This window comes from Capnocytophaga bilenii (assembly GCF_017565765.1).
In the GTDB taxonomy this organism is placed as follows: domain Bacteria; phylum Bacteroidota; class Bacteroidia; order Flavobacteriales; family Flavobacteriaceae; genus Capnocytophaga; species Capnocytophaga bilenii.
In genome coordinates this window covers 1-19,454 of record NZ_JAGDYP010000005.1, presented here as the reverse complement: position 1 = coordinate 19,454, position 19,454 = coordinate 1, and the positions used below count along the sequence as shown (strand labels likewise).

Sequence of the window (19,454 nt, the reverse complement as noted above, 5' to 3'; positions counted from 1 at the left end):
TTTGATTATCAATAATATATAATATTTATAATACTATTGTATCTTTTTATGTATAACATCAAAATACAATGCCTCATACATCGGAACAATCTTTTCCTCATCAAAACGTTTTGCTACCTCAAGAGCTCCTTTTTTAAACTCCTTCAAACGCGCTTCATCTTCAAGTATATACAAAGCTCGTGCTGCCATTGTATCTATATCACCCACCTCGCACAAAAAGCCCGATACTCCCTCTTCATTCACTTCGGGGATACCCCCTGCATTACTCGATACCACTGGCACCCCTGCTACCATAGCCTCTAAAGCCGACAAACCAAAGCTCTCCGACATTGAGGGTAACAGAAACAAATCAGAAAAACACAATATTTGCTCTATATCCGAAGTATTACCCAAAAACAATACACGTTTCTTAATCCCCAAATTCTTACACAATTGGTCTGCTATTTCACGATCAGGCCCATCACCCACCATTATGAGTTTAGCAGGTATTTTTTCTTGTATTTTAGCAAATACACGCACCACATCCTCCACTCGCTTCACCTTTCTAAAATTACTAATATGAGTAATAATACGCTCATCAGGGTGTGCCATTACCGAACGTTTACACTCTTTAGGCTCTGTATGTTTCTTCAAACTAATAAAATTTGGGATAACATCTATCTCCCTATCTATATTGAACAACCTAAGCGTATCACGCTTCAAACTTTCCGATACTGCAGTTACTCCATCAGATTCGTTAATACTAAACGTTACCGCTTCTTTGTAATTGGGGTGACTACCCACCAAAGTAATATCTGTACCGTGAAGCGTAGTTATCATCGGAAGTTCAATCCCCTCCCGCTTCAGCATCTGTTTTGCCATATAGCCAGCATAAGCGTGCGGAATAGCATAATGTACGTGCAATATATCTATGTTATAAGTTTTTACTACATATACCATTTTCGTAGAGAGCGCCAACTCATAGGGTTGATAGTGAAACAGAGGATATTCCTCTACGTGTACCTCGTGAAAGTGAATATTCACCTCCAAAAAATCCAACCGCACAGGATAACTATAAGTAATAAAATGTACTTGATGTCCTTTGCGGGCTAAGGCAAGCCCCAATTCGGTAGCTACTACACCACTTCCCCCAAAGGTAGGATAACATACAATGGCTATATTCATCGTTTAATATTTTTTCGGCAAAGATACAAAATAATAACAAATGACCGCCAATTCAAATTTCATAATTCACAATTTTTCCAATTGTTCTCTACCGAACCTTCAGCGAAGGATGAGCGAAGGATGAGCGAAGGTTGAGCGAAGGATAAAATTAAACATTATTTTATATCTTTGCAGCCCAAATTTGACTATAAAATGAATAAAAAAACATACGAAGATTTAGAATTCAACACAGTACTCTCACAAATAGCCGAACTTTGCACTACCTCACTTGGTAAAAAATACGCCTTGCGCATTCAGCCTTTTGATGACGAAGATGCTCTGCTCCTTGCCCTTGATCAAACTAATGAGTATGCTTCTTCGTTTGAAAATAACAATACCATACCCTCACATTACGCAGAGAGTATCATCAACGAAATCAAACTATTAGCTATAGAAAACGCTATCCTCGAAACTCAAGCTATCCAAAGAATACACCGCATTAGCGAGGTAACTCACACTCATATCACTTTTTTCCGTAGGTTTGATGACCTATACCCTACCCTATGGGAAACTTCTGATAGCATTCAGTACGCCCCCGAAATTACCGAAGCTATTGAAAAAATAATAGATAAATACGGCGAAATAAAAAATGATGCTTCACCAGCTCTTACCGAGATACGCCATAGTCTGAGCGTGTTGAAAGGTAAAATAAACGACAGCTTTAATCGTGCTTTAGCCGAATACAACGCCGCTGATTATCTTGATGATATACGCGAAACTATAGTAGATAACAAGCGCGTTCTAGCTGTAAAAGCTATGTACCGCCGTAAAGTGCAAGGTACACTATTGGGGAGCTCAAAAACGGGAAGTATTGTATATATAGAGCCTCAACAAACGGAACACTATTCACGCGAATTATCAAACTTGTTGTATGATGAGCATCAAGAAGTGCAACGCATTCTACAAGAACTTACGGCTTTCTTAAGTGGCTTTACACAAGTGTTAAAGGACTATCAACGCTATATCACAGCTATTGATATTATCTATGCCAAAGCAAAATACGCTCACCAAATGCACGCTATTTTGCCCGAAATCACTCAAGAACGTGAACTTGTATTACGTGATGCCTACCACCCTTTGCTATACCTTAGCAATGCCAAAAAAGGAGCTACTACTTACCCACAAACCATTCGCTTGAACGATGAAAATCGCATCATCGTAATTTCAGGACCTAATGCAGGTGGAAAGAGTATCACCCTGAAGACAATTGGGCTATTGCAGCTAATGTTGCAAAGCGGAATGTTAGTACCCGTACATTATCGCTCCAAAATGTGTTTATTCCAATACGTACTCACCGATATAGGCGACAACCAGTCTATTGAAAATCACCTCAGTACTTATAGCTACCGACTAAAAAATATGAACTACTTTTTGAAAAAGTGCAACAATCGTACTCTATTTTTGATAGATGAGTTTGGTACAGGTAGCGACCCCGAATTAGGTGGTGCTTTAGCCGAAATATTTTTAGAAGAATTTTACGACCGCAAGGCTTTTGGCGTAATTACAACCCATTACACCAATCTGAAAATACTTGCCGATGAACTTCCTCACGCTTCTAATGCCAATATGCTCTTCAACGACAAAACTTTAGAGCCTATTTACAAGCTTATCATAGGTGAAGCGGGTAGCTCGTTCACCTTTGAAGTAGCACAGAAAAATGGTATTCCTTATGCGCTTATCAACCGAGCTAAAAAGAAAATAGAAAAAAGCAAAGTGCGTTTTGATGCCACTATTGCCAAGCTACAAAAGGAACGCTCTCGTATGGAAAAAACAGCCGAAACCCTCAAAGATGAAGAAGTTAAAGCACGCGAAGAAGCCAAACGATTAGAAGAGCTCAATAGCAAAGTAAAAAACAAGCTCATCAATTATCAAGAGTTATACGACCAAAGCCAACGTATGATTACACTAGGTAACAAAGTAGACCAGTTAGCCGAACGATATTTTTACGATGGCAAACGCCGACCGCTAATAGCCGAAATATTACGCTTGATAGAAACCGAAAATGCTAAACGAAAAGCGGTGGACAAAGAACAACGCACCCAACAAAAAGAAGAAAAAAAGGCTACTGAAAAAGAAGTGCATCAGCAAATGGAAACTATCAGGCAGCAGCGCAAGGAAGAAAAGAAAGAGCGTCTTGCCCAAGAGCGCGCCAGCAAAGAAAAACTACAGCGTGCCCTTGCCGTTGGCGACCGCGTACGCATAAAGGACAGCAAGAGTGTAGGGACTATAGATAAAATAGAAAAAGGAAAAGCCTTGCTAAACTACGGAATGTTTACCACTACAGTAGCCATAGACGAGCTGGAGCTGGTTCAAAAAATAAAATAAAAAAATCTTTTCAACTTGTAGATTCAAATTAAATTGTTAATTTTGCACCATTCTAAATTAACAAATTACAATCTTATGTTTAAAAAATTATCATTAATGGTTATGCTTGTGATAAGTCCTTTGTTATTTGGGCAACAGCACAAGATAAAAGGAATGGTAACCGATGAAACCAAATTTGCAGTTGCAGGGGTAATAGTACGCTTGCAACAGCAGCCCAACATTACGGCTTATACCAATGAGCAAGGTGCCTACTCATTGAGTTTTACTCCCGAAGGAAAAGAGGTGATATTGGAAATCATCAAAGAAGGTTTTGAGAAGCAGACGGTAAAAGTAGTGCTTCAGAACAATGAAAACCGCATTACCTATGTAGATTTGTCGTTACCCAAAGAAGCCATCACCCTTGATGAAGTGGTAGTGAGCGACAATCCTAGCTTGATAGCCAATTCGGAAGCTCTTTCGCGCAAAAAATTAGACAAAGTACCTGGAGGTACTAACATTGCCAACCTGAAAGATTTATCAGAAAAGCGTTCGCAAACCCTTAAAGATGCCTTAGTACGTCAGCCAGGGGTTATTATACAAGAGTTTTTTGGCGGTAACGACCAGCCACGCCTTAACATCAGAGGGTCAGGAATACAAAGTAACCCACAATCAAGAGGGGTAGCCTTATACCAAGATGGTATTCCTATCAACTTTGCCGATGGTTCGTACATTATAGGCGTATTAGAGCCTCAAGCTTCTAATTTGGTGGAAGTGTATCGAGGAGCTAATGCTATGGAATACGGAGGGGCTACGCTTGGAGGGGCTATGAACTTCGTAACCAAAAACGGCTATAACGCTTCACCACTAAGTGTAAAAATGGAAGCTGGTAGCTTCAATTACTTCAATAGTAGCTTGTCATCAGGTTTTACATCGGGCAAGAATGACGGTTTTGTATCTACTTCTTACAGCAAAAGCAATGGTTATCGCACCTACAATAGTTCTAAGCGATTTAATGCTTTGCTAAACGTAGGACGACAATTTACCCAAAAGTTTGAAAGCCGTTTATACGCCTCATTCACCGATTTGTATTTTGATATACCAGGTCCACTTACTCGCCAACAATACGAGAGCAATAGTCGACAAATAAACGCAGCACCTAAACTCACTGCTCCTTATGCTTTTGGACCTAATGTGGTACGCGACAAACCCAACCGCAGTAGTAAAATAGCGAGATTTGGCAGCAAATCGGCTTATCGTTTTAGTCCTAACAGCTTGCTCACAGCCACCTTATACTATCAATACGCCGATGACGCTTTTGTGTACCCTATAGCTACCAATATACGCCACGATTACAACAACGATTATGGTATTCGCCTTACCTACGAATACAATACATCTAAAAATGACTTATCAGTGGGCGTACATCTTAGTCAGGGAAAAATGCACCAGCTGCGCAACATCAATGAGCAAGGCAATTTTGGGGCTTTGTTTGCTAAACAAGACCTTTTGTCAGACCACGCTGTAGCACATCTTTCAGATGTATATCGCATTACTGATAAGTTTTGGGTAAATGCAGGAGTACAAGCTAGCTATGATACACGCAAAATAGAAGACCTATACGACGCCTCTTCACGCCCTATGTCGTTTTTTGCAGGGAATAACCTACGCCGCGTGCAAAGTCCGGCACCTGTAAGAAAATTAGATAACAAATATAAATATAGTGCAGTAAACCCCAAGGCAGGTATTATTTACAAATTTAGCGAAAATGCACAAGTGTATGGCAATTACAGCTGGAGTTATGAACCTCCTACATTCTTAGAAATCATTCGCCTCACAGGGGGAGCAACAATGAGCGGTACCCGTGTGCTCTTCCCTAATAGTAGCAATGCCAACTCAAGTGCTAAAGACATAGGAGCTTTTGAGCTAAAAGCACAAAAAGCACAAACTGCCGAAATAGGCACTAAAGGTAATATTACAGATGTTTTTGTGTGGAATGTGAGTGCATATTATTCTTGGGTGAAAGATGAAATATTCACCCTTACCGATGGTGAAATAGGCATTAATGGTATTACCGTAAATGCTCCTTATGGTACAGTACACCGAGGGGTAGAAGCTGCTCTGCAATCTACCTTTGCGAAAAACATATTTAGCAGCAAAGGCGATAGCTTTACGCTTTTTGTAAATTATAACTATAGTGATTTCATTTTTGACGGAGGAGCCCTAAAAGGAAACCAAATAGCAGGTATCCCCACCCACTACCTTTATGGAGCGTTAGACTATAAGCACCCTACAGGCTTTTTTGCCGAAGTGAATGTAGAAGCACTGCCCACCAAAACTCCTACAGACCATAAAAATACTTACTATCAAGACCCTTATGAGCTATTAGGGGCTAAAATAGGACTTAAGAGAGGTAATTGGACACTGTTTTTCCAAGCCAATAACTTATTAGACAAGGTATATGCCTCAAGCTACCTGATACAAGACCAAGTTACACCACCTCCAGCACGTATGGGAATGCGAGTATTCAATCCACGCCCTACAATTGCTGATAAAACAAACTTTATTCCCGGTGTAGGGCGTAATTTTGTAGGAGGTATTACTTACACTTGGTAAGATTTATTTATCACCCGTTACTACCCAATAGTAGCGGGTGATTTCTTTACCGCTTTTGGTAGGTAACACTTCCTGAAAAGATTTTTGAGTAACAACCTTAAAACCCACTTGCATAAATAATTGAGCTATTTCTTCAGGAGTATATAGCCGAAAACCTTCTTTAGCAAAAGGGGCTTTCTCTAATACAGCTTTATCAATAAAAGTAAATGTTATTCTACCCCCAACAGCAAGCAGTTGATAAATATCCGCACAATAGCTCAGCAAATCATCAATAAAGTAAATTGTATTTACTGAAAAACACAACTCAAAAGGAGCTTCCTGCATAGGTAGTTCATCAGGAGCAGTTTGACAAAAAGAAACACGCCCCTCTTCCATCCTTTGGCGATTATTAGCAATAGCTTCAGCTACCATAGCTACCGAAATCTCAACCCCTAAATATTGTAAATCAGCTTCTTTAGCAAACAAATAAGGCAAGTGTTTGCCATTGCCAAAACCTATTTCGAGCAGCTTTATATTAGGATGAAGAATCAAACTATCAATAGTAGTATAAATCATTTGGCTATTAGAGGCGAAGAGATAATCGCCCACTTCTTGCGCTTTTTCGCCTATAGGGCATCGCAATAATTGCCCTAAAAGGCGCATATCATCAACAGGAGGGTTCATTGCTTTATATTAGATTTTCAATTAGTTAGGCTGCAAAGATACATTTTTTTTATAAAATAGTTTGTTCATTAGCGCAAAAAGCTGTAATTTTACCCGTTCAAAACTAGTAGTATTATAACATATGAAAATATTAGTATGCATCAGTAGTGTCCCCGATACTACTTCTAAAATAAACTTTACAAGTGATTTACGCAAGTTTGACCCGTCTGGGGTACAATTTGTCATCAACCCCAATGATGAGTTTTGCCTTACAAAGGCAATCTTACTAAAAGAAAAATTAGGCGGTAGCGTAACTATAGCCAATGTAGGTACTGCAGAAACCGAACCTGTATTGCGCAAAGCCTCAGCAGTGGGTGCTGACGATATTATACGCGTAGATGCCTCACCCACCGATGCTCTTATGGTGGCTACCCAATTGGCAAAAATAGCCAAAGAGGGTAATTATGACCTTGTTTTGGCAGGAAAAGAGTCTATTGATTACAATGGTGGTAAAGTAGGTGGGTATATAGCAGCTTTGCTAAATTATCCATTTATTAACCAATGTGTAGGATTGGAAATAGAAGGCAACACTGCCACTGCCGAACGCGAAATAGATGGTGGTAAAGAAAAGATAAAAGCAGCCCTACCGCTGGTAGTTGGCGGACAAAAAGGGATTACCCTTGAGCGCGACCTTCGCATTCCTAATATGCGTAACCTAATGGCTGCCCGCACTAAGGTGATTAATGTACTACCTGCCGAAAGTGCTCCAGAGCGTGTAACAACTGAAGGTTTTGAAAAACTACCAGCCAAACAAGCTATCAAAATGATTGATGCTAATGATATAGATACTTTGGCAGAAGTAATTTTGAGCAACAGATAATTAACAACATTCAAAAATAGAAAAGATGATTCTTATATATATAGATACAGAAGAGGGGAAGATAAAAAAAACTGCCTATGAGGTAGCTACTTATGCCAAAACACTCGCTACTGAGCAAAATACAACAGTAGCTGCCATAACTATCAATGCTAATGATACTGAAATATTAGGCAACTATGGAGTAGATAAAATATTTGCAGTAAAGGAGCCACGTTTGGTACACTTTTCGGCTAAAGCCATAGCGCATATACTTACCCAAGCTATTGAACAAACACAGGCTACAACGGTGATATTCAGTAGTTCGTTAGCCGCTAAAAGCATTGCACCGCTATTGGCTATCAGGCTACAAGCTGGGTATGCCAATAATGTAATTTCACTACCCGATAGTAACTTTGTACTGAAGTGTAACGCTTTTAGCAATAAAGCCATCACACTTGAAAAAATTACAACACCTATAAAAATCATAAGTCTTGCCAACAATGCTTTTGCTCCCCAGCAAAATACTGCTGAAGCTACGGTAGTACCCTTTGCTCCTACCCTTACAGCAGAGGATTTTGATATAGAAGTTATTGCTACCGAAAAGTTGGGCAATAAAATATCATTAGACGATGCGCAAGTAGTAGTATCAGGAGGTCGTGGACTAAAAGGAGCTGAAAACTGGAAAATGATAGAAGAGTTGGCACAAACATTAGCAGCAGCTACAGCTTGCTCTAAACCCGTAGCTGATATGGGCTGGAGACCTCATTCTGAGCACGTGGGACAAACAGGAAAGCCTATTGCTCCTAATTTGTATATTGCAGTAGGTATTTCAGGAGCCATTCAGCACTTAGCAGGAGTAAACGCTTCTAAAGTGAAATTGGTTATCAATACCGACCCTGAAGCTCCTTTCTTTAAAGCTGCCGACTATGGTGTTGTAGGTGATGCTTTTGAAATAGTACCCAAACTAATAGAAAAATTAAAAGCTAAATTATAATGAACTCTACTAAAATAGCTGCTGTAAAAACACTCTTACAGGCTCAACCTAAAATAAGCATTATTCCTCATAAAAACCCCGATGGTGATGCCATAGGGAGTTGTTTGGGGCTTTGTATTTACCTAAAAAACAAGGGATATGATGCTACTGTAGTATCTCCTAATGATTTTCCAAACTTTTTGAAGTGGTTACCTGCAGCTCAAGAAATTGTAGTGTATGACAGTACCCCCGAAAAGGCACAGCAACAATTACAAAGCAGCTCACTTATCTTTACACTCGACTTTAATAATCTAAAACGTGCTGATGGGCTTACACCTTTGTTAGAAGAGCACAAGGCTGCTTTTGTAATGATAGATCACCACTTAGAGCCCGATGACTACGCGCAAGTAACTTTTTCATCTCCTGAAGAAAGTTCTACTTGTGCAATGGTTTATGCTTTTATAGAAGCTATGGGTGATAAAGAACTTATTGACAGTAATATAGCTACTTGCCTATATACAGGCTTGATGACCGATACAGGTAATTTTAAATATCCCACTACTACCAGCGAAACTCTAAGAGTAGCGGCTGCCCTTGTAGATAAAGGAGCTGATAACAGCCTTATAAATACTAATGTATATGATACCAACTCTTATGATCGTTTACAGCTATTAAGTGTAGCACTGAAGAATTTGATTTATTTGCCTGAATATCACACAGCCTATATAACCCTTACAGCTGACGAATTACAACAGCATAACTTTAGGAAAGGTGATACAGAAGGGTTTGTAAATTACGGACTTACTATTAAAGATGCAGTATTGGCTGTTATCTTTATTCAGGAAGGAAACTACGTAAAGATGTCATTGCGTTCTAAAGGAGATGTAGATGTAAATATTTTGGCGCGTGAACACTTCAATGGAGGTGGGCATCAGAATGCTGCAGGCGGTAGATATGACGGCAATATGGCTGAGGCAGTAGCTTATTTTAGAAACGTATTACCACAGTTTATTAAATGAATATATTAAAAAAAATCATCTTAGGAAGTGTAGTTACCCTCGCACTGAGTGCTTGTGGTGATCATCAAGCACGACACCCCATAACAAAAAAGACAAGTACTTTTTTGAAGGAATCGGCAGCTAAAAACAAAGCCTTATTGGCATCAGAACAAGCTCAAATAGAGGCTATTATAGCTAAAGATACCATACATACTTTTATAGATTCACAACACGGTTTTAAGTTCTATTACCTTACCAAAAATGCAACTGCTACTTATACAGCACAGTTTGGTGACATAGTTACTTATGACTATAGCCTTTCTGATTTGGAAGGTAATGAGTTGTATCAGGAAAAACCAGATGGAGAATATAAATACTATGTAGATAAAGAAGAACTCTTTCAAGGTTTGCGTTCGGCATTAAAATTGCTGAAAGAACAAGAAAGTGGTGTTTTCTTTTTTCCTTCTAGTGTGGCATATGGTTATCGTGGCGATAAAGATAAAATTAGTTATAATCAGCCTATCATAGCCAAAATAGAGGTATTTAAGATAGAAAAGAACCAAGAGAAAGTACTCCCCCGGCCTGAATAAGTAATAATTAAAAATAAGCATATGAGAAGAATGAATTTTATTGCATTGCTATCAGCAATGTTTGTGTTTTTTAGTTGTAGTTCGCAGAAAAAAGCATACAAAGACTTAGGTGATGGGCTTTTTGCTGATATAGAAACTACTGAAGGAAACATAGTAGTAAAACTAAATTACAAAGAAGTTCCTGTAACAGTGGCAAATTTTGTAACTTTAGCCGAAGGCAAAAACAACTTCGTAAAAAAGGAATACAAAGGGAAACCTTTTTATGAAGGTACTATCTTCCACCGTGTGATAGACGGCTTTATGATACAAGGTGGCGACCCTACAGGTACAGGTATGGGCGATCCTGGTTATCGTTTTGAAGATGAGTTTGACCCTAACTTAAAACACAGCAAAAAGGGGATTTTATCTATGGCTAATTCTGGAGCTGACACTAATGGTAGCCAGTTTTTCATTACCCAAGTACCTACCCCACACTTAGATGGTAGACACGCTGTTTTTGGAGAAACTGTAAAAGGCGATGAGGTGATAGATATTATTGCTAAAGCTCCTCGCGATGAAAGAAATCGTCCTAAAAAAGACATTAAAATCAAAAAAATTACTATTATAGCAAATGGTAAAGACGCTAAAGCGTTTAATGCTGTAGAAGTGTTTAACAACTACTTTAAAATCATAGAGGTACGAAAATCAAAAGGTATTGAGGCTGCAAAAATACTTAATGAAGAGTTTAAAAAACAAGAAGCCGAACTAAAAGCGTTGCCTTCAGGAATCAAAATACTAAGTGTAGTACAAGGCAGTGGTGAAAAACCACAAAAAAACCAATTAGTTTTAGTAAATTATGCTGGGTATTTGCAAAATGGTACTCTTTTTGATTCGAATATCAAAGAAGTTGAAGAACAATTTGGTAAATACAACGCATTGCGTGACAGACAAAATGGTTACAAACCTATACCATTCCCTTACACTCCATCAGCAGGACTTATACCAGGCTTTAAAGAAGCACTTCTCACAATGAAAGTAGGTGATAAAATACGTGTATTTATTCCATCATCTTTAGGTTATGGCGAAGCAGGGGCAGATGGTGTTATCCCTCCTAATAGCAACTTAGTATTTGATATAGAAATTACTGATATTGCAAAATAATCTACCAAGAGGCTGTTGGTTTTGTATTGACAGCCTCTTATAATTTTAATTCTTCATATTATGGATACAGATAAAACAACAAACAATTTATTCCAGTCTAATACCTTTAGACTGATACTTATAGGCTTATTAACCTTAGTATTGCTTATTCCGCTTTTATTCGTACAGAACTTAGTAAGCGAACGCAAAGAAAGGCAAGAATCGGTAGTGAATGAAATTGCTAATAAATGGGGAGGCGAGGTTTTCTTCTATGGTCCTATCTTAAAAATCCCTTATAAAGTATATGATAATAACACATTTGAAATAAGATATGCTTATTTCTTTCCCGAAGTACTAAAAAATACATCAAACGTAAAAACTGAAACAAAAAAGCGCAACAACTATGAAACAGTAGTTTTTAATGCTACTATGGATTTTTCGGGTAATTATATAGCCCCCGATTTTAGCACTAAAGGAATCGCTAATGAGCATATTGAGTGGAACAAAGCAACTATTCTTATCAGAACTACCAACTTGGCAAGTATTAAAAATGGTGTTACTATCAAATTAGGTGGCAAAGACTACCCCTTTGAACCTATTTACGAACAACGCAATAATGATGAGCGCTATTACGATGATAATAATGACGATGTAGCATCCTTAGAAACAGGATTTATCAACTTCCAAGAGTTCTTAGCCAATCCTTCATTTGAATTTTCAATACAATACGATGGAAGCAAAAAAATAGCAATAGTACCTATAGGAAAGACTACCGAGAGTACCCTTAGCTCTAACTGGGCAAACCCAAGCTTTATGGGCAATTTCTTGCCTTATGATAAGCAAATTAATGCCAATGGTTTTACCGCTTCGTGGCGCGTGTTGCACATCAACCGACCATTTGCACAACAATCCTTTGGCACGTTACCCAGTATAGCACCATACACTTACGATGTAGATTTTATCATCCCTGTAGATGAGTATCAACAAAACGAACGTGTTGCTAAATATGGTTATTTGGTGATATTTCTCACTTTCTTAATCTTCTTCTTAATACAATCTATCAGCAAAATAAAAATACATATTTTTCAGTATACGATGATAGGCTTAGCACTTGTGCTGTTCTATACACTCCTTATTTCAATTACTGAACATAGTAGCTTTTCATTTGCTTACTTTATATCTTCTTTGATGACTGTAGGGCTTATTAGTTTGTACTCCATTTCAATACTGAAGAATAAGAAGTTCCCCACTTTTATATTTGCATCATTGGCAGCGCTATACGGTTTTATTTACGTGATTATTCAGCTTGAAAATTATGCCTTATTAGTAGGAAGCATTGGGCTATTCGCTATTTTGGCAACAGTGATGTACGTATCACGCAAGGTAGAATGGTCAGCTCAATAATAAAAAAACATTATAATAATTGTTAATTGCTAATAATTTTGTATTTTTGCAGCAATAAACACTAATTAAGAATAAAATGTCAGACAAAAAAGAACTATCATTTGATGTTTTGATTGAGATTCCCAAAGGAAGTAGAAACAAGTATGAGTACGATTTTATCTTGCGCAAAGTGCGTTACGATCGTATGATATTCTCTTCAATGATGTACCCAGCCGATTATGGTTTTGTACCAGAATCATTAGCTTTAGACTCCGACCCGTTAGACGTGTTGGTCTTGGTTACCGAACCCACCTTCCCAGGCTGTGTGATGGAAGTAAAGCCTATAGGCGTATTCCATATGGCAGACGAAAAAGGACCTGATGAAAAGGTAATATGTGTGCCCGTATCAGACCCTATTTGGAACAAAATGAACGACCTTAGCGACCTAAACCCGCACCTTATCAAGGAAATTGAACACTTCTTTAGTGTATACAAAGACTTAGAAAAGAAAAAGGTAGCTATACACGGTTGGGGTAATGCTGAAGAAGCAATAAAAATATACCACGAGTGTAAAGAACGCTATATTGGTAGCCGTAAAAACTTCTCAATTAACTAAAAACAGTAAAGTTGCCAATGTACAAAAATATGTGCATTGGCATTTTTATTAATATAATAAGGATACTTCAGATGGTTTTATTCAAAAAAGACCCTTTTGGGCATTTCCTCTTCGTTAAAAAATGGCTTATACGCATATTTGGAATTATAACCCATAGTCGTTATGATGGTTTCAATCAGCTAAAGATTGAGGGGTCGGACATTATACGTGCTTTACCCCCTCAGAACGTAATGTTTATATCAAATCACCAAACATACTTTGCCGATGTTACCGCTATGTATCACGTGTTCAACGCAAGCCTAAAAGGACGCAAAGATACCCTTGATAATATGTTTTATTTATGGAATCCGAAGCTAAACATCTATTACGTAGCCGCTTCTGAAACGATGAAATCGGGGATATTACCCAAAATATTAGGCTATGCAGGCGCTATTCCTGTGAATAGAACGTGGCGTGAAAAAGGTAAAGAAATACATCGTGAGGTACGCCAAAGCGATGTAGAAAACATAGGCATTGCATTAGCTGACGGCTGGGTGATTACTTTCCCACAAGGTACTACCTCTCCTTGGAAACCTATCCGCAAAGGTACTGCGCACCTCATCAAACAATACAAACCCATAGTAGTGCCTATAGTGATTGATGGGTTTAGGCGTTCGTTTGATAAAAAAGGCATCAATATAAAAAAGAAAGGGGTTCAACAATCTATGATTATTAAACCTCCTTTACAGATAGATTATGAAAATGATACCGTAGAAGAAATCGTTACTAAAATAGAAATAGCTATAGAACAACACGAATCATTCTTAAAAGTAAAAAAATTAGAACCTAATAACGCGCCACAAGTAGAAAGTAAGCAATAATCCTATAGTAGCCAAGCCAGCACCCATCAGTGAAGGATAGTTAGTACTAAGCCCATAAAGCAACGGCAGTCCGCCCACATAAGCACCAACAGAATTAGCCGTATTAAAGCCTGCTTGCATAAAAGCGGCACCCATCATCTCTGATTGTGGTGCGCAGCGAAAAATAAGCATATTAAGCGGCGAACCTAATGACATCGACATTGCACCACATACAAACGTAAGTACCCACGCTATAGGCTGTATATGCGAAAAAAAGAAAACCAACAACAAAACACTAATAAGCAATAACGAGATATAAATAGTAGCTTTGATAGGCGATAAGCGGTCGGTAAGCCACCCTCCCAATAGGTTACCTACCACCATTCCCGCTCCAGCTACAATCATCACTACCGATTTCATATCAGAGCTTATATGAGCCGTCTCCAACATCAAAGGCTGTATATAACTAAACCACGCAAAAAGACCACCGCAACCAAAAGCCGTAATAGCCAACACCAATAAAGACCTCGGATTAAAGAACAAACGTACTTCACGTTTCACACCAATATCTCTTTTATGCTCTACATTAGGTAAGAAGAAAAATATAGACAACATCGTAAGCAGCCCTAAAGCCGAAACACAGCCCATCGCCATACGCCAGCCTATTATAGCACCCACATAAGTGAGTAACGGCACCATTACCAAATTGGCAACCGTAAGTCCTGCAAACATAATTGAGATAGCAAAAGCCTCTTTACCCTTAGGAGCTAATTGCTTGGCAACAATAGCCCCCACCCCAAAGAAAGCACCGTGAGGCAAGCCCGAAAAGAAACGAGCTAATAACAAAGTAATGTAATTGGTAGAAAAGGCTGAAACCCCATTGAAGAGTGTAAAGAGTATCATAAACAATAATAGTATCTTCTTAGGGTTGTACGAAGCAGCCAGTGCAATGAGCGTAGGAGCCCCTACCACTACCCCTATAGCATATGCCGAAATAAACCTCCCCGTAATAGCATCCGTCAAGCTCATATCTTCACCTATTACACGCAATAAACCCATAATTAGAAACTCGGTAGCTCCTAAAGCTAAGCCTCCTATAGCTAAAGGCCACAATTTTTTTATCATTGTTTTTATTTTTAAGCGGGCAAAAATACAAAAATTATTGATGATGATAAGGCTCATTCCTCAAAATAGTAAAAGCACGATACAATTGCTCTATAAAAAAGAGCCGTATCATTTGGTGTGAAAAAGTAAGTTTAGAAAGCGATAACTTACCATTAGCCCTATTATATACCTCCTGAGAAAAACCATAAGGACCCCCAATAACAAAAGTAAGCTGTTTAATACTTGTATTCATTTTCTTCTGAAGTTCATCAGCAAAAGTTACTGACGTATATTCTTTACCACGCTCATCTAAAAGAATTAGGTAGTGAGAAGACTCTACATTACTAAGAATGAGCTCCCCCTCTTTTATTTTTTGCAGCTCCTCAGTGAGCGATTTACTATTTTTAATATCAGGGAGTAACTGTAGTTCAAAATTAATATAGCGAACCAATCTTTTTTCGTAAGTACTAATAAGCTGCTGTAATGCAGCACTATCGGTTTTTCCTATAGCTATAAGCTTAATATTCATTTAATTTTTCTAATATTTTTTTATTACTATTCATTACTAGCTTTCTTATCTTTTTGCTCCTTGAATTTTTCCTTCAAAAAGTCTTGTATTCTTTCCTACTATAGTTTTACCTTTTGCTAAGTAAATACTATCATTTATTTCTGATTTAGATATTTTTAAAAATTTAACATCTATTCTTCTTTTAATCTTTGAATCTATAAAACCTAAATAACGAATAGGTTTAAAGAAAATAAAACCTATATTGATGTTTTTTAAATTTAGTTTCCCCTCCATAAAATCTTTTTCTTTTGCGGGAAATTCATTTTTAATAAAACTGTCAAAATCACATTTCTCCTGAGAGTGAGAGATTATAGTTATAATAAATAGGGTAAAAAAAATATACACACGTTTGTCCATAATATTTATTTTCAATCATTAAATTCTTAATTCTTTTTCTTAGGTTTAGGAGGTAATGGGTTTTCAATACTTTCTACAAACTCAATATCATATGTATCTTCAATTTGATTTTTGAAGGTTACATTTATTTTTTCTATACCTTTTATTTCTATTTTTTTATCAATAAATTTGAAAAACATAGACCTACTATTAACCAGAGATATTATCTTATTCTCTTTATTTTTTACCACACTTGTTCCAGGCAAAAATACATCCCACAGAATGTTTTCCAACAGTGCCAGAATGTATTAAAATTCCTCTCGTTTCAGGGACATTCTTATTATATAGCTTTGGGAATCCATTTTTGAGTATTTTTGGACTATATTTATATTTAGGAAAATTATCACTTATGTGCCAGACTAATTTATATGTTCCTTCTGGAATACGTTTATCGAGTTCCTTCCTTGTTTCATCAGGACCAGAAGGTTCACATATATATCCTTCTAAATGATCAAAGGTAAAAACTCTTTATCAGCTTCAATTTTCTTTTCCTCTTCTTTTCTTTTACTATCACCTATTTTTACAGGGCTGTTGCCGACTTCAAATTGCATACTTTCAAAGCTAAGTTCAAAAGTACCCGATTCTTTCTTGCCTGCGTAGGCTTCTACTTTTATGTAATAATTTTGTGTTTCTGAATCTTCTTTTTAATCCACTTGATCTTCATAGGTATAATACTTTAATCCTGAATCTTTTACTTTTTCTTTTTCAATATAAACATCTGAATTATCTGGTATTGCATCATTTGTTATAGATAAATACTTGCCTTTTCTTTTGATATAATAAATATGTCTATTACTATATATCTTACCAAATTTATATAGTATAGGGTCATCTTCATAATCAGATTCTTCTCCTATGTATATATTTATTACTCCTGAAACTGTATCTATTTTATTAATTTTTAAAAGAAACCAATCCATAGATATTTTATCTATTAAAAGACTATCTTTAATCTCTACATAAGTAAGAGTATCTATTTCAAAACTTCTACAATCTTCATTAAAGAGAACACGATAATACAACTTTGTTAAGTTATACTTAGTTTTTTGAGGTATAGGACTTTTATATGGTTCTCTTATTGTATCTTCTTCTGTTAAGTAAGTTGAACTATCATAATTTACTCTGTTTTTACAAGATATTATTGAGATTGCAACAAATAGTATTATAATTCTTTTCATAGTTTCTTTAGTTTATCTAATGTTATTAATCCTTCCATTAATTATCGCTTTTGAAGTTCTTGCACATCCCGTACTATCTTTTTGATTTTGAAAAGTCATCTTACTTGTCAAATCAATATGCTTTTTACGACAATATGGGCAAGCCCCTTCTTCTAATGGTTCTTCTTTCTTCCCTTCTCCAACCTCTACTTTTACAGGGCTTTTACTCACTTCAATTTGCTTACTTTCAAAACTAAGTTCAAAAGCACCCGATTCTTTCTTACCTGCATAGGCTTCTACCTTTATATAATAGTTTTGTGTTTTTGCATCAGGGTCTAAATAATTTAAATCTATTCCTTTCTTAAATAGGGTTTCTGTTATCTTTTTTTTTTTAGAACATAACTGAGATATAAATCATAGTATCCACTCTGCTTTTACTTTTCTCACACTATTACTCTTTAAAGAATCTATTAAAATATAAGTCGTATCTCTATCCTTTCTATATAAAATACCTTTTTTTTCATTATAATTAAAATAAAAAGTATCTTGAGTTTCTGGATACATCATTTGTAAGTGATAGATTAAAAGAGAATCTTGTTGGGAAACCCTTTCTATTTTCCACTCATATGGTTCCATAATATTCCAACCATCAATAAGCATTGAGTCAGTAAAAATAATTTTAGCCATATCATAATCGTCTTCAAGATATGGGTATACAGCAAGAAAGAGTTCTCCATCATCTTCATCTTTATATAAATAATAAAACTTTTTGTTCGCTAGTGGATTGTTTATTTTGGTATCAGATTCGATACTTAATGATTCATTTAGTGGATCTTTTTCAGTGTTATTATTAACAACATTTTCACAAGAACTCACTGTCCCTATTAAAAATAAACTAATAAGTAATAATTTCATTTTTTGTTTTTTCATTTGTTTTTTAAGATATTTATGCAATATAAAATAGAATTTACCTTTGTGTTATTATTTTTATTCCATTAACTTGATGATCAAAAAATTTAAAAAATATGGTATGTTCGTCTTTCCAAAAATATTCTTTTATTTCTTTTTTTGTGGTAATTTTTGCTATTAGTTCTATATTCTTGTTTACAAGATAAAGATATACATTAGGAAGTGAGTCATTCTCAGCAAAGGGAGTATGAACATAGGTAAATAAAAGTTGCCCTTTGGTAGAGATATGAGGAATATTATCTATTTCTTTTTGTACTCCAGTTTCTTTACTATAGAGAAAAAAACTACGATCTTCATAAGCATTAGACTCTACAATAAAAGAATTAATATTTTTTGAATAACCCTTGTAAGTATAATGAACTCTATCTTCATCATAAGGTTCTCCTATATTATCTTTTAAAATTGTTTTTGTATTATTATCAAATCTTAGCAATATACTTAGAGAGTCTATCTCTACATAATTACTAAACATTTTATCCTCATTATGATCTTTAGTAATATCTTGCCATTCTATTTTTTTATTTCGGGAATTAATAGTTTTTATTTTAATTTTTTCAGTTTTGTAATTATCTACCTTTATAATATTAGTATCTTCTTTATCTAATGTTATACAACTGCGTAATAAAGTAATTGAGCAACAAAAAAATATGATAAGTTTGTTCATTTTGTTATAATATTTGGTTTATAGCCTTTCCATTCATCAGTCGTTATATAAGCTGTCTTATCAATGTGTTTATCAAATATTGTTCGTAATGATTTTGAGGAAAAATCAGGTATTTTTAGTGCGTAAAAGCGCTTTACTTTGCCTCGGTCAGTAAGTTCCATTGCACAAAGAACTTTCTTTTTCTTTGTGTCATAGCTTCTACCTTGTTTTCCTTCCTCTTTTCCTCCTATGGTAAATTCATCAACCTAAACGCTATCATCCATTTTCTGTGACTCACTGGATTTCATAGCTTCACGAAGTTTTTGCATAAAATAATGTACTGTTTGTCGGCTAATTTCATAACGACGAGCAACTTGTGAGGCTGATAACCCTTTAGTTGTAGTTGTCATTTCAAAACATATAAAAAATGCTTTACGTAACCCAAATTTTAGTCTATGAAATAGTGTTCCAGCAGTAG

21 protein-coding genes and 1 pseudogene are annotated in these 19,454 nt (G+C 36.3%); 10 read left to right on the top strand and 12 right to left on the bottom strand.

The annotated features are described in order from the left end of the window. Window positions 1–33 precede the first annotated feature (33 nt). Window positions 34–1,164, bottom strand: coding sequence for an N-acetyl-alpha-D-glucosaminyl L-malate synthase BshA (gene bshA, locus J4N46_RS07315; protein WP_208058769.1), 1,131 nt, complete (start codon window positions 1,162–1,164; stop codon window positions 34–36). A 192-nt stretch (window positions 1,165–1,356) separates the two neighbouring features. Between bshA and J4N46_RS07310 the strand changes: the two genes are divergently transcribed. After that, window positions 1,357–3,528, top strand: coding sequence for an endonuclease MutS2 (locus J4N46_RS07310; protein ID WP_208058768.1), 2,172 nt, complete (start codon window positions 1,357–1,359; stop codon window positions 3,526–3,528). 75 nt (window positions 3,529–3,603) lie between these two features. Then, window positions 3,604–6,120, top strand: a complete 2,517-nt coding sequence (locus J4N46_RS07305) for a TonB-dependent receptor domain-containing protein (RefSeq protein ID WP_208058767.1) — start codon at window positions 3,604–3,606, stop codon at window positions 6,118–6,120. A gap of 3 nt (window positions 6,121–6,123) precedes the next feature. Here the strand turns inward: J4N46_RS07305 and J4N46_RS07300 are convergent, their stop codons facing one another. Beyond that, on the bottom strand, window positions 6,124–6,783 hold the full coding sequence (locus tag J4N46_RS07300; RefSeq protein WP_208058766.1) for a class I SAM-dependent methyltransferase: 660 nt from the start codon (window positions 6,781–6,783) through the stop codon (window positions 6,124–6,126). Between the two features lie 121 nt (window positions 6,784–6,904). Between J4N46_RS07300 and J4N46_RS07295 the strand changes: the two genes are divergently transcribed. From J4N46_RS07295 to J4N46_RS07260, 8 genes are all read left to right on the top strand, one after another. Further along, window positions 6,905–7,642 carry an electron transfer flavoprotein subunit beta/FixA family protein gene (locus J4N46_RS07295; protein WP_208058765.1) on the top strand — a complete coding sequence of 246 codons (738 nt, stop codon included), beginning with the start codon at window positions 6,905–6,907 and terminating at the stop codon, window positions 7,640–7,642. Between the two features lie 25 nt (window positions 7,643–7,667). Further along, entirely contained in the window at window positions 7,668–8,615 is a 948-nt protein-coding gene (locus J4N46_RS07290; RefSeq protein ID WP_208058764.1) for an electron transfer flavoprotein subunit alpha/FixB family protein, read from the top strand. Then, a complete protein-coding gene (locus J4N46_RS07285; RefSeq protein ID WP_208058763.1) occupies window positions 8,615–9,613 on the top strand; it encodes a DHH family phosphoesterase in 999 nt (332 codons plus the stop codon). Before J4N46_RS07290 ends, J4N46_RS07285 begins: the two co-directional genes overlap by 1 nt. Beyond that, window positions 9,610–10,182: a gliding motility-associated peptidyl-prolyl isomerase GldI gene (gene gldI, locus J4N46_RS07280; protein WP_208058762.1), complete on the top strand. Its 573-nt coding sequence runs from the start codon at window positions 9,610–9,612 to the stop codon at window positions 10,180–10,182. The genes J4N46_RS07285 and gldI overlap by 4 nt, the downstream gene beginning before the upstream one ends. Window positions 10,183–10,203: 21 nt before the next feature. Further along, complete coding sequence (locus J4N46_RS07275; RefSeq protein ID WP_208058761.1) at window positions 10,204–11,322, top strand: peptidylprolyl isomerase; 1,119 nt, start codon at window positions 10,204–10,206, stop codon at window positions 11,320–11,322. A 60-nt stretch (window positions 11,323–11,382) separates the two neighbouring features. Beyond that, window positions 11,383–12,705 (top strand): cell envelope integrity protein CreD, encoded by a 1,323-nt coding sequence (gene creD / locus J4N46_RS07270; protein WP_208058760.1) that lies wholly within the window; start codon window positions 11,383–11,385, stop codon window positions 12,703–12,705. Window positions 12,706–12,781: 76 nt separating this feature from the next. Then, window positions 12,782–13,300: an inorganic diphosphatase gene (locus tag J4N46_RS07265; RefSeq protein ID WP_009416324.1), complete on the top strand. Its 519-nt coding sequence runs from the start codon at window positions 12,782–12,784 to the stop codon at window positions 13,298–13,300. 71 nt (window positions 13,301–13,371) lie between these two features. Then, a complete protein-coding gene (locus J4N46_RS07260) occupies window positions 13,372–14,160 on the top strand; it encodes a lysophospholipid acyltransferase family protein (RefSeq protein ID WP_009416325.1) in 789 nt (262 codons plus the stop codon). On the opposite strand, the gene J4N46_RS07255 is transcribed toward J4N46_RS07260, so the two are convergent. The 10 genes and pseudogenes from J4N46_RS07255 to J4N46_RS07215 form a co-directional block, all read right to left on the bottom strand. Next, a complete protein-coding gene (locus J4N46_RS07255; RefSeq protein ID WP_208058759.1) occupies window positions 14,119–15,264 on the bottom strand; it encodes an MFS transporter in 1,146 nt (381 codons plus the stop codon). The genes J4N46_RS07260 and J4N46_RS07255 overlap by 42 nt on opposite strands. Before the next feature lie 34 nt (window positions 15,265–15,298). Beyond that, window positions 15,299–15,772: a 23S rRNA (pseudouridine(1915)-N(3))-methyltransferase RlmH gene (gene rlmH, locus J4N46_RS07250; RefSeq protein WP_208058758.1), complete on the bottom strand. Its 474-nt coding sequence runs from the start codon at window positions 15,770–15,772 to the stop codon at window positions 15,299–15,301. A 45-nt stretch (window positions 15,773–15,817) separates the two neighbouring features. Then, window positions 15,818–16,183, bottom strand: a complete 366-nt coding sequence (locus J4N46_RS07245; protein ID WP_208058757.1) for a hypothetical protein — start codon at window positions 16,181–16,183, stop codon at window positions 15,818–15,820. An 11-nt stretch (window positions 16,184–16,194) separates the two neighbouring features. Continuing rightward, window positions 16,195–16,440, bottom strand: coding sequence for a hypothetical protein (locus tag J4N46_RS07240; RefSeq protein ID WP_208058756.1), 246 nt, complete (start codon window positions 16,438–16,440; stop codon window positions 16,195–16,197). After that, window positions 16,385–16,642 (bottom strand): DUF5675 family protein, encoded by a 258-nt coding sequence (locus tag J4N46_RS13010; protein WP_394369235.1) that lies wholly within the window; start codon window positions 16,640–16,642, stop codon window positions 16,385–16,387. The genes J4N46_RS07240 and J4N46_RS13010 overlap by 56 nt, the downstream gene beginning before the upstream one ends. A gap of 209 nt (window positions 16,643–16,851) precedes the next feature. Further along, window positions 16,852–17,385: a hypothetical protein gene (locus J4N46_RS07235; RefSeq protein ID WP_088593065.1), complete on the bottom strand. Its 534-nt coding sequence runs from the start codon at window positions 17,383–17,385 to the stop codon at window positions 16,852–16,854. A 12-nt stretch (window positions 17,386–17,397) separates the two neighbouring features. Then, complete coding sequence (locus J4N46_RS07230) at window positions 17,398–17,595, bottom strand: hypothetical protein (RefSeq protein ID WP_208058755.1); 198 nt, start codon at window positions 17,593–17,595, stop codon at window positions 17,398–17,400. A gap of 183 nt (window positions 17,596–17,778) precedes the next feature. Then, window positions 17,779–18,294 carry a hypothetical protein gene (locus J4N46_RS07225; protein ID WP_208058919.1) on the bottom strand — a complete coding sequence of 172 codons (516 nt, stop codon included), beginning with the start codon at window positions 18,292–18,294 and terminating at the stop codon, window positions 17,779–17,781. A 37-nt stretch (window positions 18,295–18,331) separates the two neighbouring features. Continuing rightward, window positions 18,332–18,997, bottom strand: coding sequence for a hypothetical protein (locus tag J4N46_RS07220; RefSeq protein WP_208058754.1), 666 nt, complete (start codon window positions 18,995–18,997; stop codon window positions 18,332–18,334). Between the two features lie 14 nt (window positions 18,998–19,011). Then, a pseudogene (locus tag J4N46_RS07215) lies at window positions 19,012–19,454 on the bottom strand (IS1595 family transposase); the annotation flags it as partial.

What these genes read in the sequence shown, in the direction of transcription:
- bshA (WP_208058769.1), bottom strand. Translation starts at nt 1,164, where the DNA reads ATGAATATAGCCATTGTATGTTATCCTACCTTTGGGGGAAGTGGTGTA.
- J4N46_RS07310 (WP_208058768.1), top strand. Translation starts at nt 1,357, where the DNA reads ATGAATAAAAAAACATACGAAGATTTAGAATTCAACACAGTACTCTCA.
- J4N46_RS07305 (WP_208058767.1), top strand. Translation starts at nt 3,604, where the DNA reads ATGTTTAAAAAATTATCATTAATGGTTATGCTTGTGATAAGTCCTTTG.
- J4N46_RS07300 (WP_208058766.1), bottom strand. Translation starts at nt 6,783, where the DNA reads ATGAACCCTCCTGTTGATGATATGCGCCTTTTAGGGCAATTATTGCGA.
- J4N46_RS07295 (WP_208058765.1), top strand. Translation starts at nt 6,905, where the DNA reads ATGAAAATATTAGTATGCATCAGTAGTGTCCCCGATACTACTTCTAAA.
- J4N46_RS07290 (WP_208058764.1), top strand. Translation starts at nt 7,668, where the DNA reads ATGATTCTTATATATATAGATACAGAAGAGGGGAAGATAAAAAAAACT.
- J4N46_RS07285 (WP_208058763.1), top strand. Translation starts at nt 8,615, where the DNA reads ATGAACTCTACTAAAATAGCTGCTGTAAAAACACTCTTACAGGCTCAA.
- gldI (WP_208058762.1), top strand. Translation starts at nt 9,610, where the DNA reads ATGAATATATTAAAAAAAATCATCTTAGGAAGTGTAGTTACCCTCGCA.
- J4N46_RS07275 (WP_208058761.1), top strand. Translation starts at nt 10,204, where the DNA reads ATGAGAAGAATGAATTTTATTGCATTGCTATCAGCAATGTTTGTGTTT.
- creD (WP_208058760.1), top strand. Translation starts at nt 11,383, where the DNA reads ATGGATACAGATAAAACAACAAACAATTTATTCCAGTCTAATACCTTT.
- J4N46_RS07265 (WP_009416324.1), top strand. Translation starts at nt 12,782, where the DNA reads ATGTCAGACAAAAAAGAACTATCATTTGATGTTTTGATTGAGATTCCC.
- J4N46_RS07260 (WP_009416325.1), top strand. Translation starts at nt 13,372, where the DNA reads ATGGTTTTATTCAAAAAAGACCCTTTTGGGCATTTCCTCTTCGTTAAA.
- J4N46_RS07255 (WP_208058759.1), bottom strand. Translation starts at nt 15,264, where the DNA reads ATGATAAAAAAATTGTGGCCTTTAGCTATAGGAGGCTTAGCTTTAGGA.
- rlmH (WP_208058758.1), bottom strand. Translation starts at nt 15,772, where the DNA reads ATGAATATTAAGCTTATAGCTATAGGAAAAACCGATAGTGCTGCATTA.
- J4N46_RS07235 (WP_088593065.1), bottom strand. Translation starts at nt 17,385, where the DNA reads ATGAAAAGAATTATAATACTATTTGTTGCAATCTCAATAATATCTTGT.
- J4N46_RS07225 (WP_208058919.1), bottom strand. Translation starts at nt 18,294, where the DNA reads ATGAAAAAACAAAAAATGAAATTATTACTTATTAGTTTATTTTTAATA.
- J4N46_RS07220 (WP_208058754.1), bottom strand. Translation starts at nt 18,997, where the DNA reads ATGAACAAACTTATCATATTTTTTTGTTGCTCAATTACTTTATTACGC.